Here is a 23,077-nt window from a genome sequence, read left to right as displayed (position 1 = left end):
GCTCCGCCCTAGGATGACGAAAAATACCAGCGCCGCAGCACTCCAGTCGAACGTGCCCGGCCTTCGCTTCGCTCCGGCCACCCTCTCCCCAGTGGGGAGAGGAGGAGAGCCGCGCTGATGGACACCTTCCGCTCCAAAATCATCCCCGTCACCAGCATTCTCGCCGGCGTGGTGGTGCTCTGGTACGTCTTCGCCGTCATCCTCAACGCGCCGTTCCAGCGCGATCTCGACCGCCGTGCCAATGAGACGCCGGGTATCGTCGAGTTCATCGGCAAGACGCTGGCGCAGCCGAAGCCGACGCTGCCGGCACCGCACCAGGTGGCGGTGAATTTCTTCGAAAACACCTTCCTGCGGTCCGTCACCTCGAACCGCAGCCTGGTCTACAACGCCTGGGTGACACTGTCCTCGACGCTGCTCGGGTTTGCCTTCGGCACGGCGCTTGGCATCGTCATTGCGGTGGGTATCGTACATGTGGCGACGCTCGACCGCAGCCTGATGCCGTGGATCATTGCTTCGCAGACCATTCCGATCCTGGCGGTGGCGCCGATGATCATCGTGGTGCTGGCGGCGATCGGCATCACCGGGCTGATCCCCAAGGCGCTGATCTCGACCTATCTGTCGTTCTTTCCGGTCGCCGTCGGCATGGTGAAGGGCCTGCGCTCACCCGAGATCATGCATCTCGATCTCATGCACACCTACAATGCCAGCGCCTCGCAGACCTTCTGGAAGCTCAGGGTGCCGGCTTCGGTGCCGTTCCTGTTCACCTCGATGAAGGTGGCGGTGGCGGCAAGCCTCGTCGGCGCCATCGTCGGCGAATTGCCGACAGGCGCGGTCGCCGGCATCGGCGCCAAGCTGCTCGCGGGCGCCTATTACAGCCAGACCATCGATATCTGGTCGGCCCTGGTCGCGGGATCTGTCGTCGCGGCGCTGCTGGTGATGGTCGTGGGTATTGCCGGACGCCTGGTCGACCGCGCGATGGGCGGGAGGCCGGCATGAGTGCCGACAAGTACAGTTGGCAGGCAAACCTGGCCTTCCTGCTGGCGATCCCCCCGATCATAGTGTTCGTTTTCAACATCGGCGTACCGGGTCTCGCCTGGCCCTACGGCAGCTCTTCGGGCGGACTTGCGATCGCCCTGGTTGCGCTTCCGGTTTGGATTGCAGGTCGCCTCCCTAAGCTGTGGGAAGCAGCGCTGCTTTTTATCTGCGCCCATGGCGCTGCGTTTCTGCTGCTGGGCAGCATTCGCGGTCACGAAGGTACGGCAGGACCTGCTTATTACCTTGTGCTCGCCTCTGCATGGTTGCTCGCCTGGCGCTGTGTTGCGGTCTTGTCTGAGCAGCGCCCAGATTCACGCCTGATGTCGACGGCGCTGCGCCTGATCATCCCGGCGATCTTCGGCGCCTGGATCCTGATCATCTGGGAAGCGGTGACGCGCGGCGCCGGCATCCCCTTCATTCTTTTGCCGCCGCCGAGCGCCATCGGCGCGCGGATCGCCAACTCGCTGCCGATCCTGGGGTCGGATGTGCGCCAGACGATCTTCAAGGCGGTGCTGATCGGCTATGTCATCGGCAATCTCGCCGGCTTCGCCGTCGCTATCCTGGCCGACCGCGTGCCGTTCCTGCGGCGCGGCCTGCTGCCGATCGGCAATATGGTCTCGGCGCTGCCGATCATCGGCGTCGCACCCATCATGGTCATGTGGTTCGGCTTTGACTGGCCGTCCAAGGCCGCGGTCGTCATCATCATGACCTTCTTCCCGATGCTGGTGAATACGGTGGCGGGCCTTGCCGCATCCGGGCATATGGAGCGCGACCTGATGCGCACTTATGCATCGGGCTATTGGCCGACCTTGCTCAAGCTCAGGCTTCCGGCGGCCATGCCGTTCATCTTCAACGCGCTGAAGATCAACTCGACGCTGGCGCTGATCGGCGCCATCGTCGCCGAGTTCTTCGGAACGCCAGTGGTCGGCATGGGATTTCGCATCTCGACGGAAGTCGGGCGGATGAACATCGACATGGTGTGGGCCGAAATCGCAGTTGCAGCACTGGCGGGTTCGGTCTTTTATGGCGTGGTCGCTCTCATCGAGAGAGCCGTCACGTTTTGGCATCCCTCTGTCCGAGGTGGATAGGGGCGGTGGGTTTGGGTGCTAACTTCAGAGGGTAATAAGATGAAAAGACTGCTGATTTCTGCTCTGGCCGGCGCCATGTCGCTGGCCGCCTTCCAGGCGATGGCCGCCGACAAGGTGACACTGCAATTGAAATGGGTCACGCAGGCCCAGTTTGCCGGCTACTATGTCGCCAAAGCCAAGGGTTTCTATGACGCCGAAGGCCTCGACGTCGACATCAAGCCGGGCGGCCCGGACATCGCGCCCGAGCAGGTGATCGCCGGCGGCGGTGCCGACGTCATCGTCGACTGGATGGGCGGAGCGCTCGCGGCCCGCGACAAGGGCGTGGGGCTCGTCAATATCGCCCAGCCGTTCAAGAAGGCGGGCATGGAACTGGTCTGCCCCAAGGACGGACCGATCAAGACGGAAGCCGACTTCAAGGGTCATACGCTGGGCGTCTGGTTCTTCGGCAACGAATATCCGTTCTACGCCTGGATGAACAAAATCGGCCTCAAGACCGATGGCGGCCCGGACGGCGTGACCGTGCTCAAGCAGAGTTTTGACGTGCAGCCGCTGATCCAGAAGCAGGCCGACTGCATCTCGGTGATGACCTATAACGAATACGGTCAGGTGCTGGACGCCGGCTACAAGCCGGAAGACCTGGTCGTGTTCAACTACTCCGCCATGGGCAACGACCTTCTGGAGGACGGGCTCTACACGCTCGAGGACAAGCTCAAGGACCCGGCCTTCGAGGACAAGATGGTGCGCTTCGTGCGCGCCTCGATGAAGGGCTGGAAATACGCCACGGAGAACACCGACGAGGCGGCCGGGATCGTCGTGGACGCCGGCGGCCAGGACGAGAACCACCAGAAGTTCATGATGAGGGAAGTGGCCAAGCTGGTCGACAATGCCGACGGCAAGCTGATCCCGGCCGCTTACGAGCGCACCGCCAAGGCGCTGCTCGACCAGAAGATCATCAGCAAGGAGGCGAGCGGCGCCTACACGACCGCGATCACCGACAAGGCGATCAAGTAAGCTCCGCTCTCAGCGCGGAAGGTGGAAAGGGGCGGGCGACCGCCCCTTTTTGCTGGTTGAGGTAAAATAATTGTGCGCACAGGGATACATCCGGCCGTCCAGCCGTTGATTGGCGCATCCGCGCGCCGGGGAGCCGCGAAGGATGCTGCAATCAACGGAGGTTCTTCATGCGCATCCTATCCCAGCCGATGCTTTCGGCCTTGGCCGTTTCGACCGCCTTCCTTCTTGCATCGCCGGCCATGGCCGAGATGGTGAAGTACAAGGCGACGCTCGACGGCAGTCAGCAGAGCCCGCCCGTCACCACCAAGGGCAAGGGGACCGCCACACTCACCTTCGACACCACAAGCAAAAAGCTCAGCTGGAACGTCAAATATTCCGGCCTCAGCGGGCCTGCCGTGGCCGGCCACATCCACGGTCCGGCGGACATGGGGGCGAATGCGGACCCGGTCATCCCGTTCAAGAAGCTGAAGAGCCCGATCAAGGGATCGGAGACATTGACCGACGCGCAGGCGGCCGACCTTGAGGCCGGCAAGTATTACGTCAACATCCACACCGCCAAGAACAAGGACGGTGAAATCCGCGGCCAGATCCAGAAGGCGATGTAGGGTTCGGAAAGGTTGCGGTCACTTTGGAAGCCGGCGGGACAGCGCCCCCCTCTGTCCTGCCGGACATCTCCCCCACGAGGGGGGAGATCAGATAGTCACGCCGGCTTTCGCCAATCACCAGCGTTGCAGGAATGGCGAGGCGATGGAACTGGTAATCTCCCCCCTTGTGGGGGAGATGGCCGGCAGGCCAGAGGGGGGCGCGAAGGAACTCGGCCTATCCCTTCACCGGCGCTCAGCTCTTGTCGCGGATCTGCGTCAGCGTGCGGGTCGGCGTGATCGCTTCGGGATCGAGCTTGATCTCGACGATCGCGGGCTTGCCGCTGGCGCGCGCGCGTTCGAAGGCCGGCGCGAAGTCGGCGGTTTTTTCCACCGTCTCGCCATGGCCGCCATAGGCGCGGGCCAGCGCCGCGAAGTCCGGGTTCTTGAGGGTGGTGGCGACGACGCGGCTTGGATATTCCCGCTCCTGATGCATGCGGATCGTGCCGTAAATGCCGTTGTTGACGACGATCACGACGATCGGCAAGTCATACTGGACAGCCGTCGCGAACTCCTGGCCGTTCATCAGGAAGCAGCCGTCGCCGGCGAAGGCGACCACGGTGCGATCCGGGAACAGCGACTTGGCGGCGACCGCGGCCGGCGTGCCGTAGCCCATCGAGCCGGACGTGGGCGCCGCCTGCGTGCCGAAGCGGCGCGAGCGGTAGAAGCGATGCACCCAGGTGGCATAGTTGCCGGCGCCATTGGTTAAGATGGCATCTTCCGGCAGGACCTTTCCGAGATAGTCCATGATCGGACCCATCTGGACGGCGCCGGGGCCGGTCTGCGGCGGCGTCGACCATTCGAGATAGGAGGCGTGCGCCTTTTCCGCCTCGCCCGCCCAGGCGGGCTTGGCCGTTGGCTTGCGCCTGGCGAAAGCCTCGACAAAAGCGGCGGGCGAAGCGTTGATCGCTATCGTCGGGCGGTAGACGCGGCCGAGCTCGCCGGCATCGGCATGAACATGCACCAGCGCCTGATCGGGGTAGGGGCTCTTCAGCAGCGTGTAGTCGGAAGACGGCATCTCGCCGAGGCGGCCGCCGATCAAAAGCACCACGTCGGCCTGCTTGATCCGCTCCGCCAGCTTCGGATTGATGCCGATGCCGACATCGCCGGCATAATTCGGATGCAGATGGTCGAACAGCATCTGGCGCCGGAAGGAGCAGCCGACCGGCAGTGACCAGGTCTCGGCGATCTGGCGCATATGCGCCACCGCTTCCTCGTTCCAGCGCGTGCCGCCGAGGATGACGAACGGCCGCCTGGCGTTGGCGAGCAACATCTCCAGCGCGTCGAGCTCGGCTTCGCCCGGGCGCGTCTCGACCGGCGTGTGCGGCAGCGCTTCCGGCGCCTCGACCTCGTCGGTCAGCATGTCTTCCGGCAGCGAGATGACCACCGGGCCGGGGCGGCCGGACGTCGCGACGGCGAAGGCGCGGGTGACGAATTCCGGAATGCGCGCGGCGTCGTCGATCTCGACCACCCATTTGGCGATGTCGCCGAAGAAGCGCTTATAGTCGACCTCCTGGAAGGCCTCGCGCTCCTTGGCGTGGCTGGCGACCTGGCCGATGAACAGGATCATCGGCACCGAATCCTGCATCGCGATATGGACGCCGGCAGAGGCGTTGGTGGCGCCGGGGCCGCGGGTGACGAAACAGATGCCGGGCTTGCCGGTCAGCCTTCCCTGGCAGTCGGCCATCATCGCGGCACCGCCTTCCTGGCGGCAGACGATGGTGCGGATCGAAGAGTCATGCAGCGCGTCGAGGACGGCGAGATAGGATTCGCCCGGAACGCAGAAGATGCGGTCGGTGCCGTTCACTTCGAGCGCCTCGACGATCAGTTGTCCGCCGGTTTTCATTTTGCTGCTCTCTCCAGTTCGGCAAGGATTTCTTGCGTGTGCTCGCCAAGGCGGGGCGAGGGGCGCTCATAGATGAGCGGCGTGCCCGACATCACCATCGGCGCGCGCACCGAGGGCAGGCGATTGCCGTGACCGTCGTCGAGATCGAGCCGCATGCCGCGCGCGATGGTCTGTGGGTCGTCGAACATCTGGCCGATCGTGTTGATCGGGCTTGCCGGCACGCCGGCAGCCTCGAGCTTGGCCAACAGCGGATCGCGATCCGAGGTGCTCAGCGCCTCGATAATCGTCTCGCGCAGTTTTGAGCGGTTGGCGACGCGGGCAGGGTTGGTGGCGAAATCCGGATTGGCGGGCAGATCGGTCAGCCCGACCGCCGCGCAGAACTTGCCGAACTGGCCGTCATTGCCGACCGCCAGGATGATGTGGCCGTCCCTGACCGGCAGCACCTCGTAAGGGGCGATGTTCATATGCGCATTGCCCATCTGCACCGGCGACTTGCCGGAGACGAGATAGTTGAGGTTCTGGTTGCCGAGCGCCGAGATCTGGCTGTCGTAGAGCGCCATGTCGATATGCTGGCCTTCGCCGGTCTTTTCGGCATGGCGAAGTGCCGCCTGGATGGCGATCACCGAATAGAGGCCGGTAAAGAGATCCGAGATGGCGACGCCGGCCTTCTGCGGCTCGCGGCCCGGCTCGCCGGTGATCGACATCATGCCGGCCATGGCCTGGATGATGAAATCGTAGCCGGCGCGTGGCGCGTAGGGACCGTCCTGGCCAAAGCCGGTGATCGAGCAATAGACGAGGCGCGGATTGGACGCCTTCAGGCTCTCATAGTCGAGGCCGTATTTCTTCAGGCCGCCGAGCTTGAAGTTCTCGATCAGCACGTCGGCGGTGGCGATCAGCTTGCGCAGCGTCTCGGCGCCCTCGGGCTTGGAGAAATCGACGGCGATGGAACGCTTGCCGCGATTGCAGGAATGGTAATAGGCGGCCGAAAGGTTCTCGCCGTCATGGCTCATGACGAAGGGCGGACCCCATTTGCGGGTGTCGTCGCCGCCATCGGGGCTCTCGACCTTGATGACATCGGCGCCGAGATCGGCGAGCAACTGCCCGGCCCAGGGACCGGCCAGGATGCGGGCGAGCTCGATAACGCGGATGCCCTTCAGCGGAGGTTCGGCCATGGATCACCGTGATTAAACAAAGTGCAGCCTCTAGCAACCCGCACCGACCGTGTCACGATCCATACGATGGGCCACGCCGCTCAGGACTTCAGCACGCTGTCGGCCCAGGCGGCAAAATCGTTCATGACGGCGTCACGGTTGATCTCGTTCAGGCTTTCATGGCGGGTTTGCGGATAAACCTTTGAAACCAGATTCGAAAAGCCCATTGCCCGCATGCGCGTTGCCAGGTGATGGACCGCCTTGCCATAATCCGACGCAGGGTCCTGCTCGCCGCCGATGAGATTGAAAGGAAGGTCGCGGCGGACGCCGGTGAAGCTGGAATCCTTGCCGGCGTGAAGCGCCATGTCGACCACATCGCGCCACATCGAGACCGACGCATCCCAGCCGCAGAGCGGGTCCGCGATATATTTGTCGACCTCGGCGGGGTCGCGCGACAGCCAGTCGAACAGGGTGCGATGGTCGGGCACCGCCTTGCCCCAGGCCTGGAAGGTGAGCTTGGGCAGAAGCCGCGACGGCACGTCGGAGCCGAGCCGCATCCGCTCCCAGCCTAGAATGCCAAGCGCCAGTTGCCCGAGCCGGCCTTGCGAGAAATTGCCGTTCCAGATCGCGGCGGCATGGACACGCCCGGAATGGCGCAGCACAAAGTTCAGCGCCACCGAGGCGCCCAGCGAATGTCCAAAGGCGATCACCGGCAAGCCGGGATGCTCGGCCGCGATCAGGTCGTGAACGGCGTCGACATCGGCGATCACCTTGGCGATGCCGTCGCTATCGGCGAATTTGCCGAGCGGCGCGTCGGGCGCCTTCGTCGCGCCATGGCCGCGATGATCATGGGCATAGACGTGGAAGCCGCGCGGCGCGAGATAATCGGCAAAGCGGGCATAACGCGCCGCATGCTCGGCCAGTCCATGGTTGATCTGGACCACGGCGCGTGGCTTCGCCTCCGCGTGTTTCACATAGAGGTTGAGGTCGGCCGCGGTCGGTGAGGCCAGCCTGGTCTTTCTGTCGAATGGCATGTGTCGCTCCCTCGGCGACTGTTGGGCGAGCGTTCTGCCGGCGTCAAGAGGATGAACGCGCTTGCGAACACGCCGACGGAAGCGCTCAGCTGGGGATTGTTTTTTCGAGCGGCGAAAAAGATCGCAATTCTGACACGTCGGCTGTTCTAGTGTGACGTATCCAATACAGTTCAATGATCGCCGGGAGAGCGGGATGCGGGTTTGGGCATTGTGGGGTTCGTTGGTGCTGGCTCTGGCCGGCGCCGGCGTGGCGCATGCCGACGTGAAGATGAGCGGCACGTTCGTCGCCGACAGCGCCTGCCCGGCGACGCAGGCCATCAAGAGCGGCAAGAACCCCGGCGATATCTCGACCGAAGCCGGCAAGAGCTACGACCTTCTTGCCGGCAACAAGGACGAGCCCACGCACTACCTTATCCAGGTGCCGGGCGCCGACCCGGAGCGGCGCTGGGTGAAGATCAGCTGCGGCCATGTCAACGGCGGCAGCGCACAGACGACCCCGGCGCCTGCCGGCCAGGGCAAACCGTCGCCGTCAGCCTCCGGAAAACCCGAATATGTCTTTGCGCTGAGCTGGCAGCCGGCTTTCTGCGAGACCAAGGGGAGCAAGCCCGAATGCAAGGCACAGAGCCCCGGCGAGTTTGATGCCTCGCACTTCACGCTGCATGGGCTGTGGCCGCAGCCGAACGGCAATTTCTATTGCCAGGTCTCGGCGAACGACAAGGCCAATGACAATCCGGCGCATTGGGGAGACCTGCCGCCGGTCGATCTCGACGCCAAGACGCGTGCCGAGCTCGACCAGGTGATGCCGGGCACGGCGTCCAGGCTCGAGCGCCACGAATGGATCAAGCACGGCACCTGCTACGGCAAGAACCAGCAGGACTATTTCTCAGATGCGCTGAACCTGATGCGGGCGGTGAACGCCTCGGCGGTGCGCGATCTGTTCAACAAGAACATCGGCAAGCAGCTGACGTCGGATGCGATCCGCGGCGCCTTCAACCAGGCTTTCGGTCCCGGCGCCGGCGATCGCGTGCGCGTGTCCTGCCTTGTCGACCCGTCGAGCGGCCGGCGTATGATCGGCGAGATCACGCTCGGCCTGTCCGGTCCGATCGGCCCGGACAGCAAGCTCGCCGATCTCCTGATGGCGTCGGCACCGACAGCCAAGGCCGGCTGCCCGAAGGGCACGGTCGACGCGATCGGTTTTCAGTAGGCGGCAATTCCTTAGTCAGGCCGTCTTTTGTCGGCCCGACCCTGTCAGGTCGACCTCGGGGCCGCCTGCAGGATGATCGGCTCGCTGCCGAGCTCGCCGATCACGCGGTCGCGGCCGCTCGACGGGCGGAATAGGGAGCGCAACCCGGCGAATCCGCGCGGATTGGCCATCTCGCGCCGAAAGCGATTGCCGTTCGGCGCTTCATCGCCTACATAGCGCGCAACCCCCATTCACCTTGACACTCCATCCAGGGAAAGCGCGCGTGGCTCGCCAGTTCATCTATCACATGTCCGGCCTGTCGAAGGCCTATGGCACCAAGAAGGTGCTCGATAACGTTCACCTGTCCTTCTATCCGGACGCCAAGATCGGCATTCTCGGCCCCAACGGCTCGGGCAAGTCGACGATCCTGCGCATCATGGCCGGGCTCGACAAGGAGTTCCAGGGCGAGGCCTGGCTGGCCGAAGGCGCAACCGTCGGCTATCTCCCTCAGGAGCCGCAACTCGATCCAAACAAGACCGTGATGGAAAACGTCATGGAAGGCGTCGCCAGGAAGACGGCCATCATCGAGCGCTACAACGAGCTGATGATGAATTATTCCGACGAGACGGCTGACGAGTCGGCCAAGCTCCAGGACGAAATGGATCGCCTGAACCTGTGGGACCTCGAGCAGCAGGTCGAGATGGCGATGGACGCTCTGCAGTGCCCGCCAGGCGATTCCGAGGTGACGAACCTTTCAGGCGGCGAGCGCCGCCGCGTCGCGCTTTGCCAGCTGCTGTTGCGCCAGCCGGACCTGCTGCTGCTCGACGAACCGACCAACCATCTCGACGCCGAGACCACGGCGTGGCTGGAAAAGCACCTGCGCGACTATCCGGGCTCGGTGCTGATCATCACCCACGACCGCTACTTCCTCGACAACGTGACCGGCTGGATCCTCGAGCTCGATCGCGGCCGCGGCATTCCCTACGAGGGCAACTACACCAAATATCTCGACGCCAAGGCCAAGCGCCTGATCCAGGAAGGCCGCGAGGACGACGCCCGCCAGAAGTCGATCTGGCGCGAGCGCGAGTGGATCCAGTCCTCGCCCAAGGCGCGCCAGACCAAGTCCAAGGCGCGTATCAAGGCCTATGAGGAACTTGTCGAGCAATCGCAGAACCGCAAGCCGACCGACACGCAGATCGTCATCCCGTCGAGCGAGCGCCTCGGCAATCTCGTCATCGAGGTCGAAGGCCTCAACAAGGGCTTTGGCGACGAGCTCCTGATCGAGAACCTGTCGTTCAAGCTGCCGCCGGGCGGCATCGTCGGGGTCATCGGCCCGAACGGCGCCGGCAAGACGACGCTGTTCAAGATGATCACCGGTCAGGAAACGCCGGATGCCGGCTCGATCCGCAAGGGCGAGACGGTGCGGCTCGGCTATGTCGACCAGAGCCGCGACGCGCTCGAGCCGAACAAGACAGTGTGGGAAGAGATTTCCGGCGGCGCCGAGGTCATCAAGCTCGGCAAGCACGAGGTCAACAGCCGCGCCTATTGCTCGTCGTTCAACTTCCGCGGCGGCGACCAGCAGCAGAAGGTCGGCAACCTGTCGGGGGGCCAGCGCAACCGCGTCCACCTGGCCAAGATGCTGAAGGGCGGCGGCAACGTGCTGCTGCTCGACGAACCGACCAACGACCTCGACACCGAAACGCTGAGCGCGCTGGAAGACGCGCTAGAAGCCTATGCCGGCTGCGCCGTGATCATCAGCCACGACCGCATGTTCCTCGACCGCATGGCCACCCACATGCTCGCCTTCGAGGGCGACGCGCATGTCGAATGGTTCGAAGGCAATTTCGAGGAATATGAGAAGGACAAGCTGCGCCGCCTGGGTGCCGAAGCGGCGGCCCCGCACCGCATGACGCACAAGCGGCTGACGCGGTAAGACATGGCGCTTTTCGATCGTCTTTCAGCCAAAGGATTTCAGGTCGAATTTCATTCGCATGCCGAGGCGATTCTTTCAGTCGACTTTCCTGATGCCGTAGTGGAATTGGAAGATGTGCTCCTTGCCGCATCGATCCCGATCGAGGAGATTATTGCTGGAGGCGGCGGCGAAACGAAGAATACCCAGCGGCTACGGCGCGGATTGGCAGCCGCTGGTTGGCTGACGACGACCTTCACCATTGAAAAAGTGATCAATGGAGTCGGTAAAGAAGCGATTTCTCACAAAATGGACCATGTTCGACGCCTCCCCCAGCGGAACGGATCGGACGCGGTAGTAGCGCTTGAAATCGAATGGAACAACAAAGACCCATTTTTTGATCGAGACCTTGAGAATTTCAAGCGGCTGCATGCCGAAGGGGCTATTTCTGTCGGTATAATAGTTACGCGCGGGAGATCACTGCATGACAACATGCTCGATCTGGTTCTGCGGTTTTTCGATGAGCGGCAAATACAATCCTTTGATGATTTGCTGCGGTGGGGATACGATCCGACTGCGCGCCAACGTGCCGCAATAATGAAACGTATAGAACGTTCGAAGAATCCCGTGACTTTTAGGGAGGCGTTCGCGAACAAATTTGTGGCCGATAAATTCGGCGAAGCCACCACTCATTGGCGAAAACTCGACGACCGCATTTCCCGAGGAGTGGGCAACCCATGTCCTATCGTCACGATTGGACTGCCAGATTCGATCGTCAGCTTCGGAGATGATCCTTTAAGTCTTCAGCCGATAATAGATGCCGTCGGCGACGACGAATAATCAGCTATCATTCGGCAGGCTCTGCCGCCGAGTTGTAGGCATATGTCTTCCAAGTCGGCTTGTAGTCCTCGTCCGCTTGGTTGCCCCAATAGGTCCACTTCGGCCTGGTGCCGCGCGCAAAAAGCTCAAGATACGGCCCTTTCGAGCAGCTCTCAATCAATTCGTACTGCTCGTCGGGCTTCCGCGAATGCTCGCGCTTGCGCGATGAGAGATAATTGACCTGGCTGCGTCCAGGGGCCTCGGTGCGCGCGTTTTTTCCGCGCACGCCGAACAGCAATAGCTCCGTCACATTGCGGAAGTAGAAGCCGACACCACGACCGTCGGAGCCGCCGTCTTTGCGCACCTTGTGCCAAACAATGTTCGATTTGTATTCGAATCCCCAGCTGCGCATGACCGCTAGGCCATCCGGCAAAAGCGCGTTGGGGACCCAAAGATAGAGGTGCGCAGGTTGCAAAGTCAGCTCTGCCACGGGAAGGGCGCATATGTCGTCGGTTGTCATTGTCTCGTAGCGAGACAACCGACGATGCTCAGGAGCAACTTTTCCAGTGCGGTTTGTAAAACGCCATGGCGGATCGGCCAGCACGGTGTGAAAGCGCTTGCCGGCTGTCCTTTTTGCCAAATCGATGGCTGCATTCATCGCTTCGGCGTTCACCGTGGCCCCCTGGGAAATGCTATAGAACAAAAGAGGAACTTTTCCCTTCTGTCAAGACTGACACGATTCGTGTCGATATGTCTGGCACATTGTGCAGTTTTCGACATATGCGTTTCCGCCGATGTGCGGAGGCAAGGAAGAGGGTTCAACATGTCCAAGACGGACTGGTCCGCCGCCCAATATCTGAAGTTCGAGGATGAGCGCACGCGGCCCGCGAGGGATCTGGTGGCGCAGGTGCCGGTCGATTTTCCGCGCCGCGTCGTCGATATCGGCTGCGGTCCCGGCAATTCCACCGAGCTTCTGGTCGAGCGCTGGCCGGATGCTCAGGTCAGTGGCTTCGACACCTCGCCGGACATGATCGAGAAGGCGCGGGCGCGACTGCCGAATGTTAATTTCGAGCTGGCGGATGTCGCCGCATGGCAGCCCGAGCATGCCGTCGACGTCATCTTCGCCAACGCCGTCTTCCAGTGGCTGCCGGACCATCCGGCGGTGTTCCAGCGACTGATGGGGCTTCTGGCACCGGGCGGCGCGCTGGCGATCCAGATGCCGGACAATCTCGGCGAAGCCTCGCACCGGCTGATGCGCGAAACCGCGGCGGAAGTGCCGTTTGCGGCCAAGCTCAAGAGAGTGGCCCGCGCGCCGCTGCCGCCGGTGTCCTTCTACTACGATCTGTTGTCGCCGCTCGCCGACCGGCTCGACATCTGGCACACCATCTACAACCATCCGCTCCCCGATGCCGAAGCGATCGTCGAATGGGTCAAGGCGACGGGGCTGAAGCCTTTCCTCGATCCGCTCGACGCGGATGAGAGGAAGCTGTTCCTTGACAGCTACACGGCGAAGATCGCCAAGGCCTATCCGAAGACGGCGAACGGCAAGGTGCTGCTGCGCTTCCCGCGCATCTTCATCGTGGCCAAGCGCGCTTGAGCATCCGCCATCTGAATGCCAGCGGTGGTTGTCGAATTAAGCTGGAATAAACCGGGCAAATGCGACAAGTGTAGCGCCTCGCCTCGGCACAACTTGCCGCCCCCTCGGACGGATTGGACATGCATCGCGTCATCATCAGCGGCATCGGCGCCGAAATCCCTGAACCCGTCATCACCAATGAAGAGCTGGTCGCAAGCTTCAACAGCTGGGTCGACACCGAGAATGCGCGCCGCGCCGACACCGGCGAGCCGCTTTTGCAAAAGTCGGATAGCGACTTCATCGTCCATGCCTCCGGCGTGAGAAGCCGCCATGTGATCGAGCGCGAGGGCATCCTGGACCCGACCCGCATGTCGCCGCGCATTCCGGCGCGGCCGGATGACGCGCTGTCGTTGGAGGCGGAGTTCGGCCTCGCCTCGGCCAGGAAGGCGCTTGCCCATGCCGGGGTCGATGGATCGGACATCGACCTGGTGATCTGCTCGGCCTCGCATCATCAGCGGCCCTATCCTGCCATCGCCATCGAGATGCAGGAGGCGCTGGGCACCAAGGGCGCCGGCTTCGACATGGGGCTTGGCTGCTCTTCCGCCGCGTCGGCGCTGCATGTCGCGGTCAATCTGGTGAGGGCAGGGGCGCACAAGCGCATCCTGGTGTCGACGCCGGAGATCATCACCGGCCATCTCAACTTCCGCGACCGGCAGACGCATTTCATCTTCGGCGACGCCTCGGTCGCCATGGTCGTCGAGGGACTGGCGCAGGGTGAGAAGCGGCCGGGGCGTTTCGAGGTGCTCGACACGCGCACCTGGACGCAGATGTCGAACAACATCCGCACCAATCTCGGCTATTACACGCGTACCGCCCAGGACGACCCTTACATGATCGACCTGGGGGGCAATCTCATCAAGCAGGTCGGCAACAAGGTGTTCAAGGAAGTCACCGTCGCCGGCCAGAAATTCATCGTCGAGTTCCTGGCCGAGCACGGGCTGACGCCGGCAGGCATCCGCCGCTTCTGGCTGCATCAGGCCAATGCGCGCATGAATGCGATGATCCTGAAACTGTCCTTCGGCCACGACGTCGACCATGACCGCGCGCCGATGGTGCTGGAGCGGCTCGGCAACACAGCCGGGGCCGGCGCGATCGTGGCGCTGTCGGAGAACCATGCCGACATGAAGGCCGGCGATTTCGGCCTGATCTGCGCCTTCGGCGCCGGCTATTCGATCGGCGGCGCTCTGCTCAGGATGCTTTAAGCCGGCGCGAAGGGCACCAGCATCGGCACGCGCCTTGCGTAGTCGTCATAGGCCGGGCCGAGCTCGCCGCGCAGGAAGCTCTCTTCCAGCCGCGCCTTGACGACGACGCCGACGAGCAGCAGCGCGGCGCCGGCAATTCCCCAGACCGTGCCCTTGACGGCCATGGTGGCGAGGACGGACAGCAGCAGCCCGGTGTAGATCGGATGGCGGACCAGGCCGTAGGGGCCGGTATCGACGACGCGATGATCAGCCTTGGCGGTGACGTTTGCCGACCACAGGCGGCCGAGATGCAGGCGCGCCCACCAGGCGAAGGCGATGCCGATGGCGATCAGGGCAACGCAGATCCAGGCTTCGGTGAGCGTCGGCGTCCACAGCCGCAGCCTGCCGGCATAGCCGTGCGCCGGCACGAACAGCAGGATGGTGCCGGCGAGCCAAAGGACCCGATAGCGCGCCTCCAACTTGAGATCGGCGCGCTTTTGCGCTGGGTCTGCCCAGGCAGCAGCAAGGAGCCAGGATACCACCCAGAACAGCCAAAGCGCCGCTACAGCGTGTCCGACCTGCATGATCGAGCCTCTCGTCTGCCACGCGTTTAAATCCGCGCGGCAGGCGAAAGAAAGTCGAAGTCGGTAAGAATGTCGTGATCAAACCGGTGCCGTCACGCTGCGGCCATCGCCGCCGCGACAAGCGCCTCGCCCGAATATTGCCGGCCGCCGATACCCCAACCCCCGTCGGGAGCGTTGAGGATGTTAATCCAGGTGTTCTCGGGCTTGTGGCCCGGCACGCAACATTCGTCGACGATCCTGGCGGCTGCGGCGATGAAGGCCTCGCGCGCCTCGTTGGTCGCAAGCCCGATATTCGGCAACTTCAATTCCACCATGACGACAGGACGATTGGCGCCGCCAGCATAGATGCGATCGATCGGCAGGATATGAACCGTTCCGCCGACGATTGCGGTGAAGAATGAATTCCCGGTGGCTCCGGAGGCCTCGATGAGCGCGGCGCTGAGGCGAGGCAGGATTTCGTGCTCGCCCGCTGCGCTCAGCACGCCCTCGGGCGCGGTCACGGTAATCGGCATGTTGGTTCTCCTTCGTGCTGCGGATGGTTCCGCTTGTCAGGTTACGTATTGATTGTTACGTTATCCAAAAGAGTCGAGTCAACAGGTTTCGTATCGATCAGTATGGAAAATTCTGAGAAGTCTCGCGGCGGCAGGCCGCGGGCGTTCGACCCGGAGGCCGCGCTCGACGCGGCCATGCATCTGTTCTGGGAGCATGGCTATGAGGCGACCTCGCTTGCCATGCTGCGCGAGGCCATGGGCCTGACGCCGCCGCAGATCTACAACGCCTTCACCGACAAGGAGACGCTGTTTCGTCGGGCGCTAGCGCGCTACCACGAAAGGGAGGTCGGGTTTGCGCTCGACGCGCTTGGCGCGCCGGTACCGGTCAAGGAGGCGATCCGCTTGCTGCTGATGGGCGCGGCTGAGGCCTACACCCGGCCGGGCAAGCCCGGCGGCTGCCTTTTCATCAGCGGTGCGCTGGCGACCTCGCCGCAGGCGCAAGCCATCGCGGACGAGCTCAAGACATATCGCAAGGCGACCGAAGCGGCGATCGCAGCGCGGCTGGGCAAGGGCCAAGAGGCCGGCGAATTGCCGGCGAATCTGTCCGTCGAGCGATTGGCCAAATACCTGACCGGCGTCATGCACGGAATGTCGATCCAGGCGCGTGACGGCGCTTCGGCAGAGGACCTCAGGGCTTTGGCCGAGATCGCTCTTGCCGCCTGGGCAGCCGAAATGCGAAAAGCGGCCGACTCAAATGGCGAAACCGATGCCAGACCTGTTCTCCACGATTGAAACGCCCCTCGAGATCGTGCCGGGCCGCAAGCTGACGGCAAGGGCAGCGGCGCTCTATGCCGCTCCGCACGACCATTTCGAGACGAGGGCGGTCGAGGAACTGCAGCTTGGCTTCGACGGGATCGCCGGCGACTTCCATGGCGGAACAACGCGGCGTTCGGGCGGGCGCGAGCCATGGTATCCGCGCGGCACCGAGATGCGCAACGAGCGGCAATTGTCGCTTGTCGCGGCGGACGAGCTCGCCATCGTCGCGCAACGCATGGGGCTCGAGGAGATCAAGCCGGAGTGGATCGGCGCCAATCTTGCGGTCGAGGGCGTGCCGCATCTTTCGATGCTGCCGGCCGGCTCGCTGATGTTCTTCAAGGGCGGCGTGACGCTCAAGGTCGACGGCCAGAACAAGCCGTGCCGCATTGCCGGACAGTCGATCGCCGAGCATGTCGGCGCCGTGGACCACGACGCCACGGCGCTGCTCTTCCCAAAGGAGGCGAAACGGCTGCGCGGCCTTGTCGCCTGGGTCGAGAAGCCGGGCGTCATCAGGGCCGGCGAGGAAATTTCCATCCGGGTGCCGGAGCAGTGGATTTATCAGGCCTGAGGCCACGCTTACCCAAATGACGCCGGCCTGCGAAAGGCTGTTCCCTGCGCTTCCGGTACTCACGGCCCCCGATGCGGTCGGATATTCCTGCCTGATCATCGGCAGACCGCCATCGCCGAAAACTCTGAGCCGCGGCTCGGCGGCATCGACGATCCTATTCGTCCTCCTCGTCTTCCTCGAGCAACCGTGTCGCCCGCCAACGGGTGAGCACCTCATTGGTCCGCCTGATGACGAAGAAGCGCGCCGAATCCCGGTCGTAGCCTTCGGCCAGCAGCTTTTCGTAATCGGTGTGGACGTGGCGGACATGGGCGATGGTGGCCAGCCACACCGCGATTGTCGGCGGCAAGCTCTTCATGTGCACCGAGCCGGCTTCGGCGCGGATTTTCTCCATGTCGGCATAAGGCGCGAGCGGCAGCAGCGCGGTCAGCGCCTTGGCGATGGCGCGGCGGCGACCGGTTGGGGCGCTCATTTCTCGTCGCGCCCGGCAATCGTTGCTTCGGGGAAGGCATCCGTGGAAGCGTAGTAGGGCTTGATGTCGATGACCGGCGTGCCGTCGAGCACGTCGATGGCGTCGATCTCGATCCGGCCGGCCGCGATGTCGAGCGCGACGAGCTTCGCCACATGCAGGCCGACAGGATTCGGCCGGGCTGGGGAGCGCAGCGAGAAAACGCCTTTCGCTTCAGCCGCATGGCGCGGTTTCTGCACAATCAGATTCCGCGGCGCGTGATGGAGCCAGGACAGGATGACGAGGTGGCTGGCGCGTTCCAGGTTTTGCAGCCCCGGGCGATAGGGCTCGTCGATCAGGATTGTCACGGGTCGCCCGGTTTCCCGGGCGGCGCGCATGTTCTTGGGGCAATCCTCGCGACTGACCCAGGGTGAGACGATGTGGCCGATGAAGACGACATGGCCGTCCGGCCGCAACTGTGCCGGGTCGGCCGCAAGAAGCATTTCACCTTCGCGCGTCTCAAACATCCTGTTCATCCCGCGGAGAAACCGCCTGCCGGCGCGGATCACGGCTGCGCCATTTTCTTGTCCGGAAGCGACATAGCACTTGCCACGGTTTCAAAATCGACATAAACATATCTTTATATCTTTCAACGAGAAACTCGCGCATGCATGTCTCACTCGACACGATGGTAGATACATTGAAGGCGGCGGCCGAATCCAGCCGGCTGCGCATCCTGGTGCTGCTTTCGCGCGGGGATCTCACCGTCTCCGATCTCACGGAGATCCTCGGCCAGTCGCAACCGCGCGTCTCGCGGCATCTGAAGCTGCTGCTCGATGCCGGGCTGATCGGCCGCTACCAGGAAGGGTCCTGGGCCTTCTTCAGGCTGACCGATACGGATAATTCGCGCGATTTCGTCCAGCGTCTGGTCTCGGCCATAAGCGAGGCCGATCCGCAGGTGGTACGCGATCTCGAGCGGCTGGCGGCGGTGAAGCGCAAGCGGCAGGACCGGGCGGCCGAATATTTTTCCGAGAATGCCGCGAGCTGGGATCACATCCGCTCGCTGCATGTGCCGGACCGGGCGGTGGAAGCGGCACTCATCAAGCTCGTCGGCAAGCGACCGTTCCAGTCCATGCTCGATCTTGGCACCGGCACGGGCAGGCTGCTCGAAATCTTTGCGCCGCTCTACCGGCGCGGCGTCGGCATCGACATGTCGCGCGAGATGCTGAGCGTGGCGCGCGCCAATCTCGACAAGGCCGGCATCGCCAATGCTCAGGTACGCCAGGGCGACATCTTCTCGCCGCCGGTCGAGCGCAGCGCCTTCGATCTCGTCACAATCCACCAGGTGCTGCACTATCTCGACGATCCGGCGCGTGCCATCGCCGAGGCGGCGAGGCTGCTCAGGCCATCAGGCCGGCTGATCGTCGTCGACTTCGCGCCGCATAATCTCGAATTTCTGCGCGACCAGCACGCGCATATGCGGCTCGGCTTTTCCGACCGGCAGATGTCCGACTGGTTCGCCGAGGCCGGCCTCGACCTCGAGGACAGCCAGGAATTCGAGCCGCGCGGCGGCAACGAGGCAAGGCTTACGGTGAAGCTCTGGCTCGGCCGCGATCAGCGACTGCTGATCGCCGATCCATCCAATGACCCGCTGCCTGCCAAGGCATATCCAATGGGGGAAACAGCCTGATGAACCAGTTCCGCTTTTCCCGCCGCCCCGACATCGGCGACAAGGTCCGGGTCTCGTTCGAATTCTTCCCGCCGAAGACCGACGAGATGGAAGTGAGGCTCTGGGACACGGTCACCCGGCTGGAACCGCTCAAGCCGAAATTCGTCTCGGTGACCTACGGCGCCGGCGGCTCGACCCGCGAGCGCACGGCGCGCACGGTCAAGCGCATCTTGAACGAGACGACGCTGACGCCTGCGGCGCACATGACTTGCGTCGATGCCGCGCGCGATCAGGTCGACACGGTCATTCGCGAATTCGCGGATATGGGCGTCAAACGTTTCGTCGCGTTGCGCGGCGATCCGGCGGCCGGTGTCGGCGCAAGTTACCACCCGCATCCCGATGGCTATGCCAATGGCGCCGAACTGGTCGGGGCGCTGAAGAACGCCGGCGATTTCGATATCTCGGTCTCCGCCTATCCGGAAAAGCATCCGGAAAGCCCGGATTTCGCCACCGACATCGATATGCTGAAACGCAAGGCCGACAATGGCGCGACGCGGGCGATCACTCAGTTCTTCTTCGACAACGACCTTTACGAGCGCTATGTCGAGCGGGCGCGCCGCGCCGGCATCTACATCCCGATCGTGCCGGGCATCCTCCCGGTGCATAATTTCACCCAGGTCGCCAATTTCTCGTCGCGCTGCGGGGCGCTGGTGCCGGCCTGGCTGGCCGAGCGCTTCGAGGGGCTAGAGAACGACCCGCAGACGCATGCCCTCGTGGCCTCCGCCGTGGCCGCCGAGCAGGTGCTCGACCTTGTCGAGCGCGGCGTCGGCGACTTCCATTTCTACACGATGAACCGCGCCGACCTCGTCTTTGCCGTCTGCCACATGATCGGCATCCGCTCGCATGAGACGGAGGCGGCGGGTTCGGCCGCCGCCTAGGGCAGGCTGCAACGGAAAAGGCCGGGTAGAACCCGGCCTTTTCGAACTGTTTGGACTATATCTCGGTACTGGTCTTCCCGGCTTTGGCGGGTCAGGGAAGAACACCTATGATAAGGGCACCGATGAATGCGAATGCGGCACAAATCATCAACGCGTTGATCGGCCTCGTCAGTCCCATGCCATAGCCTCCTCTTCAGAGCTATGGCCGGAATCTAGAGTCATTTGGGTTACAGGCAAGCGGAAAACGTGCTGCAATGCGACATGATTGTGGGATTTGCGACTTCCGATTTATCGTTAGCCGTTGAAACTCTTCGGCAAAAGCCGCCTCAAGCGTTGTGAATAAATTGTGGCGGAGCCGTGGCATGACACCGCTACCATCGGCCCAACAGGCGACCGTCTATGGTGACCAGGCCGAGTCCGATCAGCGTCATGCCGCCGATTTCGAACAGCGCCAGGCGCTCGCCGAGGAACAGGAAGCCGAGCAGCACCGCGCTCACCGGCACGACCAGGGTGACCAGCGAGGCATTGGTAGCGCCGGCCGAGGCGACGAGGTTGAAATAGAGGATGTAAGCAAAGGCGGTTGAAAGCAGCGCCAGGCCCAGAACCGCGGCCCAAACGGGCGGCGAGACCGAGAAAAGCCCCGCAGGGCCATACGCAATCAGCACGAGCGGGATCATGATGATGGTCGATGCGGTCAGCTGTCCGGTGGCGATGACGGGCGACGGCACGCCCTTGAAGCGGCGCGCGATCATCAGGGCGACGGCGTAGGAGATCGAAGCGCCGATCAGTGCGAACTTGGCCCACACCGGTCCGCCAAGCCCGGCAAGCAGGCCAGGTCCGATCATCACCGCGGTGCCGGCGACACCGAGCGCGATGCCGGCGAACTTGTTCCAGGACAGCTTCTCGTCGGTGGTGAGCGCATTGGCCAGGATCAGCGTCCAGAACGGCGTCGTGGCGTTGAGCACCGAAGAGACGCCGGCGCCGAGCTGCGTCTGGCCGGCGAAGATCAGCGAGAAGGGCACGACATTGTTGGTGAGCGCCAGCAGGAAGAACAGGCCGGCATGCGGAAAGGCGAGCCGGAACGAAGGGCCGCGGGCCGCCAGATAGAGGTGAAGTGCCGCCGCGGCGATGGCGACGCGGAACAGCACCAGCGCCAGCGGATGGATCTCGGAAACGGCGATGCGGGCAAAGAAGAACGAACCGCCCCAGATCGCGCCGAGCAGGAGAAGCTGCGCCCAATCCTTGAGCGTCATCGCTCCGCGCGTCGGCGCGGCGCCGGCCGTAATCGACATGTCCTGTTCCTCCCCGGGCCGATCGCAACCTCGGCCCGTCAAATACCCCAAGAACCGATATCTCATCCGCAGGCAAGGGCCACCCGAAACATGACCAATGGTTTAGCGTCGCCAAAATGTGCAACAGGCCGCTCCGGATCGCCAAGACACAGAACTGTTTTCTTTGGCGGCTAGCTAGGATTAATTGTGCGCGCTCCAGACCTGAGGATTCGTCCATGCAGCGATTCGAAAATGCCCGTGAGGCGGCACTGGCGCTTCGTCCCGACGACCCGGTCTACTGTTTCCGCCCGCAGGTGCTGAAGGAGGATGCCCTGCAGTTCATGGGCATGTTTCCCGGCAAGACCGCTTATGCGGTCAAGACCAATGGCGAGCAGATCGTTCTGAAGACGCTGGTGGAAACCGGCGTCAGCGCCTTCGATGTCGCCTCGCCCGGCGAGTTCGCCGCCGTGCGCGCCGTCTCGCCCGACGCCGAGATGCTCTACATGCATCCGGTCAAGGCGCAGTCGGACATCAAGCTGGCGCTTGAAAAATACGGCATCCGGGTGATCTCGCTCGACCATGAGGACGAGATCGCGAAGCTGACGCGCGTGGTGCGGGCGCTCGATATCGATCCCGGCGCTCTCACCGTCTTCGTGCGCATCCAGACCAAGGGCCATGCGGCTTACGAACTGTCGAAGAAATTCGGCGCCGGGCCCGCCAACGCGGTGGAGCTTGCCGAGCGGCTGAACCGCACCGGCTATAAGGTCGGCCTCTGCTTCCACGTCGGCAGCCAGATCGAGGATCCGGATACCTATGAACGCGCTCTCGCCTCGGCGGATTGGGTGCGCAACCGCCTGACCTTCGACATTGCCGGGCTCGATGTCGGCGGCGGCTTTCCCGCCGAATACGGCCATGACCCCAATCGCAAGCAGGTCGAGATGCCGTCGCTCGGCCAATTGATGTCGCGACTGGCCGGCGACCTGAAAGAATATCAGTTCGACCAGATGCCCTTGGTGGCCGAGCCCGGACGCGTGATCGTGGCGCGGTGTCTCTCGCTGATCGTGCGTGTGCTGTTGCGCAAGGGCAAGCGGCTCTACATCAATGACGGCATCTGGGCCTCGCTGTCGGATTCATGGACGGGCAAGATCACGCTGCCGGCGCGCTTCATTCCAGATCCCGCGATCCGTACCCGCAACGGCAACGAGAACACCATCGTGCCGTTCAAGGTCTGCGGCGCGACCTGCGATTCCGTCGATATCCTGTCCCGGCCGTTCTGGCTGCCGGAAACGGTCGACACCGGCGACTGGATCGAGATCGGCCATATCGGCGCCTACTCGCTGTCGCTCAGGACACGCTTCAACGGCTTCTACCCCGATACGTTCGTCGAAGTGACGACACCGTTCGACGAGGGCGATGCACCGCAGGGCTTTGCGAGCTTGGAGACGATGGCGGATTGAGTTCCCCCTTCTCCCCTTGTGGGAGAAGGTGTCGCCGAAGGCGACGGATGAGGGGTGCTCCAGGGAAAGCCAACGTCTCACCCCGCTGGAACACCCCTCATCCGTCTCGGCGCTGCGCGCCGATCCACCTTCTCCCACAAGGGGCTAGCGTGCGCACACATTTGCTTCGAGCTGTGGTCAAGCGTGAAGAGACGCGGTCGGGAAATGGCTTGAAGCGTTTGAATCATATGTGATTCTGTAGCTGCCATTGTTGATTCTGGAGGTTTCGACGATGGCTTCGTTGCTTGGATACTTCGGCGACCTG

General features: G+C 63.2%; 24 protein-coding genes. 14 read left to right on the top strand and 10 right to left on the bottom strand.

Translation table 11 applies throughout. The features are described from left to right. The first annotated feature begins 117 nt into the window (after positions 1 to 117). The 4 genes from FJ980_RS21265 to FJ980_RS21250 all read left to right on the top strand — a co-directional run bounded on the left by FJ980_RS21265 (position 118) and on the right by FJ980_RS21250 (position 3,739). Positions 118 to 996, top strand: coding sequence for an ABC transporter permease (locus tag FJ980_RS21265; protein ID WP_140545743.1), 879 nt, complete (start codon positions 118 to 120; stop codon positions 994 to 996). Next, a complete protein-coding gene (locus FJ980_RS21260) occupies positions 993 to 2,123 on the top strand; it encodes an ABC transporter permease (protein WP_140545742.1) in 1,131 nt (376 codons plus the stop codon). The genes FJ980_RS21265 and FJ980_RS21260 overlap by 4 nt, the downstream gene beginning before the upstream one ends. Positions 2,124 to 2,162: 39 nt before the next feature. Further along, the gene (locus FJ980_RS21255; protein ID WP_140545741.1) at positions 2,163 to 3,134 is read left to right on the top strand and encodes an ABC transporter substrate-binding protein; all 972 of its coding nucleotides are present in this window, start codon (positions 2,163 to 2,165) and stop codon (positions 3,132 to 3,134) included. Positions 3,135 to 3,301: 167 nt separating this feature from the next. Further along, entirely contained in the window at positions 3,302 to 3,739 is a 438-nt protein-coding gene (locus FJ980_RS21250; protein ID WP_140545740.1) for a CHRD domain-containing protein, read from the top strand. 232 nt (positions 3,740 to 3,971) lie between these two features. On the opposite strand, the gene FJ980_RS21245 is transcribed toward FJ980_RS21250, so the two are convergent. From FJ980_RS21245 to FJ980_RS21235, 3 genes are all read right to left on the bottom strand, one after another. Then, the gene (locus tag FJ980_RS21245) at positions 3,972 to 5,621 is read right to left on the bottom strand and encodes a thiamine pyrophosphate-binding protein (RefSeq protein WP_140545739.1); all 1,650 of its coding nucleotides are present in this window, start codon (positions 5,619 to 5,621) and stop codon (positions 3,972 to 3,974) included. Then, positions 5,618 to 6,793 (bottom strand): CaiB/BaiF CoA-transferase family protein, encoded by a 1,176-nt coding sequence (locus tag FJ980_RS21240; RefSeq protein WP_140545738.1) that lies wholly within the window; start codon positions 6,791 to 6,793, stop codon positions 5,618 to 5,620. The genes FJ980_RS21245 and FJ980_RS21240 overlap by 4 nt, the downstream gene beginning before the upstream one ends. An 80-nt stretch (positions 6,794 to 6,873) precedes the next feature. Next, positions 6,874 to 7,806, bottom strand: coding sequence for an alpha/beta hydrolase (locus tag FJ980_RS21235; RefSeq protein WP_140545737.1), 933 nt, complete (start codon positions 7,804 to 7,806; stop codon positions 6,874 to 6,876). Positions 7,807 to 7,999: 193 nt separating this feature from the next. Between FJ980_RS21235 and FJ980_RS21230 the strand changes: the two genes are divergently transcribed. Next, the gene (locus FJ980_RS21230; protein ID WP_140545736.1) at positions 8,000 to 9,010 is read left to right on the top strand and encodes a ribonuclease; all 1,011 of its coding nucleotides are present in this window, start codon (positions 8,000 to 8,002) and stop codon (positions 9,008 to 9,010) included. A gap of 44 nt (positions 9,011 to 9,054) precedes the next feature. Here the strand turns inward: FJ980_RS21230 and FJ980_RS21225 are convergent, their stop codons facing one another. Beyond that, positions 9,055 to 9,240: a hypothetical protein gene (locus FJ980_RS21225; protein WP_140545735.1), complete on the bottom strand. Its 186-nt coding sequence runs from the start codon at positions 9,238 to 9,240 to the stop codon at positions 9,055 to 9,057. Positions 9,241 to 9,272: 32 nt separating this feature from the next. Here FJ980_RS21225 and ettA point away from each other — a divergent pair, with 32 nt between their 5' ends. Then, a complete protein-coding gene (gene ettA, locus FJ980_RS21220) occupies positions 9,273 to 10,922 on the top strand; it encodes an energy-dependent translational throttle protein EttA (protein ID WP_140545734.1) in 1,650 nt (549 codons plus the stop codon). Positions 10,923 to 10,925: 3 nt separating this feature from the next. Then, entirely contained in the window at positions 10,926 to 11,738 is an 813-nt protein-coding gene (locus FJ980_RS21215; protein WP_140545733.1) for a BglII/BstYI family type II restriction endonuclease, read from the top strand. Between the two features lie 7 nt (positions 11,739 to 11,745). Here the strand turns inward: FJ980_RS21215 and FJ980_RS21210 are convergent, their stop codons facing one another. Beyond that, complete coding sequence (locus FJ980_RS21210) at positions 11,746 to 12,390, bottom strand: MT-A70 family methyltransferase (protein WP_224709571.1); 645 nt, start codon at positions 12,388 to 12,390, stop codon at positions 11,746 to 11,748. A gap of 150 nt (positions 12,391 to 12,540) precedes the next feature. Between FJ980_RS21210 and tam the strand changes: the two genes are divergently transcribed. Both tam and FJ980_RS21200 read left to right on the top strand, forming a co-directional pair. Next, positions 12,541 to 13,314, top strand: coding sequence for a trans-aconitate 2-methyltransferase (gene tam, locus FJ980_RS21205; protein ID WP_140545732.1), 774 nt, complete (start codon positions 12,541 to 12,543; stop codon positions 13,312 to 13,314). Between the two features lie 119 nt (positions 13,315 to 13,433). Next, a complete protein-coding gene (locus tag FJ980_RS21200) occupies positions 13,434 to 14,555 on the top strand; it encodes a beta-ketoacyl-ACP synthase III (protein ID WP_140545731.1) in 1,122 nt (373 codons plus the stop codon). Here FJ980_RS21200 and FJ980_RS21195 read toward each other — a convergent pair. Together FJ980_RS21195 and FJ980_RS21190 are read right to left on the bottom strand one after the other, a co-directional pair. Further along, positions 14,552 to 15,118, bottom strand: a complete 567-nt coding sequence (locus FJ980_RS21195; RefSeq protein WP_140545730.1) for an isoprenylcysteine carboxylmethyltransferase family protein — start codon at positions 15,116 to 15,118, stop codon at positions 14,552 to 14,554. The genes FJ980_RS21200 and FJ980_RS21195 overlap by 4 nt on opposite strands. A gap of 92 nt (positions 15,119 to 15,210) precedes the next feature. Further along, on the bottom strand, positions 15,211 to 15,630 hold the full coding sequence (locus tag FJ980_RS21190) for a hypothetical protein (protein ID WP_140545729.1): 420 nt from the start codon (positions 15,628 to 15,630) through the stop codon (positions 15,211 to 15,213). Positions 15,631 to 15,732: 102 nt separating this feature from the next. On the opposite strand from FJ980_RS21190, the gene FJ980_RS21185 reads away from it, so the two are divergent. Beyond that, positions 15,733 to 16,401: a TetR/AcrR family transcriptional regulator gene (locus FJ980_RS21185; protein WP_140545728.1), complete on the top strand. Its 669-nt coding sequence runs from the start codon at positions 15,733 to 15,735 to the stop codon at positions 16,399 to 16,401. Beyond that, positions 16,376 to 16,993, top strand: a complete 618-nt coding sequence (locus FJ980_RS21180; protein ID WP_140545727.1) for an MOSC domain-containing protein — start codon at positions 16,376 to 16,378, stop codon at positions 16,991 to 16,993. The genes FJ980_RS21185 and FJ980_RS21180 overlap by 26 nt, the downstream gene beginning before the upstream one ends. A 154-nt stretch (positions 16,994 to 17,147) precedes the next feature. On the opposite strand, the gene FJ980_RS21175 is transcribed toward FJ980_RS21180, so the two are convergent. Both FJ980_RS21175 and tsaA read right to left on the bottom strand, forming a co-directional pair. Beyond that, entirely contained in the window at positions 17,148 to 17,462 is a 315-nt protein-coding gene (locus tag FJ980_RS21175) for a DUF2293 domain-containing protein (protein WP_140545726.1), read from the bottom strand. Then, entirely contained in the window at positions 17,459 to 17,965 is a 507-nt protein-coding gene (gene tsaA, locus FJ980_RS21170; RefSeq protein WP_140545744.1) for a tRNA (N6-threonylcarbamoyladenosine(37)-N6)-methyltransferase TrmO, read from the bottom strand. The genes FJ980_RS21175 and tsaA overlap by 4 nt, the downstream gene beginning before the upstream one ends. A 140-nt stretch (positions 17,966 to 18,105) precedes the next feature. On the opposite strand from tsaA, the gene FJ980_RS21165 reads away from it, so the two are divergent. Further along, positions 18,106 to 19,128: a metalloregulator ArsR/SmtB family transcription factor gene (locus FJ980_RS21165; protein ID WP_140545725.1), complete on the top strand. Its 1,023-nt coding sequence runs from the start codon at positions 18,106 to 18,108 to the stop codon at positions 19,126 to 19,128. Beyond that, positions 19,128 to 20,045 carry a methylenetetrahydrofolate reductase [NAD(P)H] gene (gene metF, locus FJ980_RS21160; RefSeq protein ID WP_140545724.1) on the top strand — a complete coding sequence of 306 codons (918 nt, stop codon included), beginning with the start codon at positions 19,128 to 19,130 and terminating at the stop codon, positions 20,043 to 20,045. The genes FJ980_RS21165 and metF overlap by 1 nt, the downstream gene beginning before the upstream one ends. A gap of 371 nt (positions 20,046 to 20,416) precedes the next feature. On the opposite strand, the gene FJ980_RS21155 is transcribed toward metF, so the two are convergent. Continuing rightward, complete coding sequence (locus FJ980_RS21155) at positions 20,417 to 21,337, bottom strand: DMT family transporter (RefSeq protein WP_140545723.1); 921 nt, start codon at positions 21,335 to 21,337, stop codon at positions 20,417 to 20,419. A 215-nt stretch (positions 21,338 to 21,552) separates the two neighbouring features. Between FJ980_RS21155 and FJ980_RS21150 the strand changes: the two genes are divergently transcribed. Next, positions 21,553 to 22,773: an alanine racemase gene (locus tag FJ980_RS21150; protein ID WP_140545722.1), complete on the top strand. Its 1,221-nt coding sequence runs from the start codon at positions 21,553 to 21,555 to the stop codon at positions 22,771 to 22,773. The last annotated feature ends 304 nt before the right edge of the window (positions 22,774 to 23,077 follow it).

The sequence above is a fragment of the Mesorhizobium sp. B1-1-5 genome (assembly GCF_006443065.1).
GTDB lineage: Bacteria > Pseudomonadota > Alphaproteobacteria > Rhizobiales > Rhizobiaceae > Mesorhizobium.
Note: the sequence above shows the minus strand (reverse complement) of the source record. Positions and strands in the feature narration are given on the sequence as shown.

Excerpts from the sequence above, each read along its gene's own strand:
- FJ980_RS21265 (WP_140545743.1), top strand. The coding sequence starts at position 118 with ATGGACACCTTCCGCTCCAAAATCATCCCCGTCACCAGCATTCTCGCC.
- FJ980_RS21260 (WP_140545742.1), top strand. The coding sequence starts at position 993 with ATGAGTGCCGACAAGTACAGTTGGCAGGCAAACCTGGCCTTCCTGCTG.
- FJ980_RS21255 (WP_140545741.1), top strand. The coding sequence starts at position 2,163 with ATGAAAAGACTGCTGATTTCTGCTCTGGCCGGCGCCATGTCGCTGGCC.
- FJ980_RS21250 (WP_140545740.1), top strand. The coding sequence starts at position 3,302 with ATGCGCATCCTATCCCAGCCGATGCTTTCGGCCTTGGCCGTTTCGACC.
- FJ980_RS21245 (WP_140545739.1), bottom strand. The coding sequence starts at position 5,621 with ATGAAAACCGGCGGACAACTGATCGTCGAGGCGCTCGAAGTGAACGGC.
- FJ980_RS21240 (WP_140545738.1), bottom strand. The coding sequence starts at position 6,793 with ATGGCCGAACCTCCGCTGAAGGGCATCCGCGTTATCGAGCTCGCCCGC.
- FJ980_RS21235 (WP_140545737.1), bottom strand. The coding sequence starts at position 7,806 with ATGCCATTCGACAGAAAGACCAGGCTGGCCTCACCGACCGCGGCCGAC.
- FJ980_RS21230 (WP_140545736.1), top strand. The coding sequence starts at position 8,000 with ATGCGGGTTTGGGCATTGTGGGGTTCGTTGGTGCTGGCTCTGGCCGGC.
- FJ980_RS21225 (WP_140545735.1), bottom strand. The coding sequence starts at position 9,240 with ATGGGGGTTGCGCGCTATGTAGGCGATGAAGCGCCGAACGGCAATCGC.
- FJ980_RS21215 (WP_140545733.1), top strand. The coding sequence starts at position 10,926 with ATGGCGCTTTTCGATCGTCTTTCAGCCAAAGGATTTCAGGTCGAATTT.
- tam (WP_140545732.1), top strand. The coding sequence starts at position 12,541 with ATGTCCAAGACGGACTGGTCCGCCGCCCAATATCTGAAGTTCGAGGAT.
- FJ980_RS21200 (WP_140545731.1), top strand. The coding sequence starts at position 13,434 with ATGCATCGCGTCATCATCAGCGGCATCGGCGCCGAAATCCCTGAACCC.
- FJ980_RS21195 (WP_140545730.1), bottom strand. The coding sequence starts at position 15,118 with ATGCAGGTCGGACACGCTGTAGCGGCGCTTTGGCTGTTCTGGGTGGTA.
- FJ980_RS21190 (WP_140545729.1), bottom strand. The coding sequence starts at position 15,630 with ATGCCGATTACCGTGACCGCGCCCGAGGGCGTGCTGAGCGCAGCGGGC.
- FJ980_RS21185 (WP_140545728.1), top strand. The coding sequence starts at position 15,733 with ATGGAAAATTCTGAGAAGTCTCGCGGCGGCAGGCCGCGGGCGTTCGAC.
- FJ980_RS21180 (WP_140545727.1), top strand. The coding sequence starts at position 16,376 with ATGCCAGACCTGTTCTCCACGATTGAAACGCCCCTCGAGATCGTGCCG.
- FJ980_RS21175 (WP_140545726.1), bottom strand. The coding sequence starts at position 17,462 with ATGAGCGCCCCAACCGGTCGCCGCCGCGCCATCGCCAAGGCGCTGACC.
- tsaA (WP_140545744.1), bottom strand. The coding sequence starts at position 17,965 with ATGTTTGAGACGCGCGAAGGTGAAATGCTTCTTGCGGCCGACCCGGCA.
- FJ980_RS21165 (WP_140545725.1), top strand. The coding sequence starts at position 18,106 with ATGCATGTCTCACTCGACACGATGGTAGATACATTGAAGGCGGCGGCC.
- metF (WP_140545724.1), top strand. The coding sequence starts at position 19,128 with ATGAACCAGTTCCGCTTTTCCCGCCGCCCCGACATCGGCGACAAGGTC.
- FJ980_RS21155 (WP_140545723.1), bottom strand. The coding sequence starts at position 21,337 with ATGTCGATTACGGCCGGCGCCGCGCCGACGCGCGGAGCGATGACGCTC.
- FJ980_RS21150 (WP_140545722.1), top strand. The coding sequence starts at position 21,553 with ATGCAGCGATTCGAAAATGCCCGTGAGGCGGCACTGGCGCTTCGTCCC.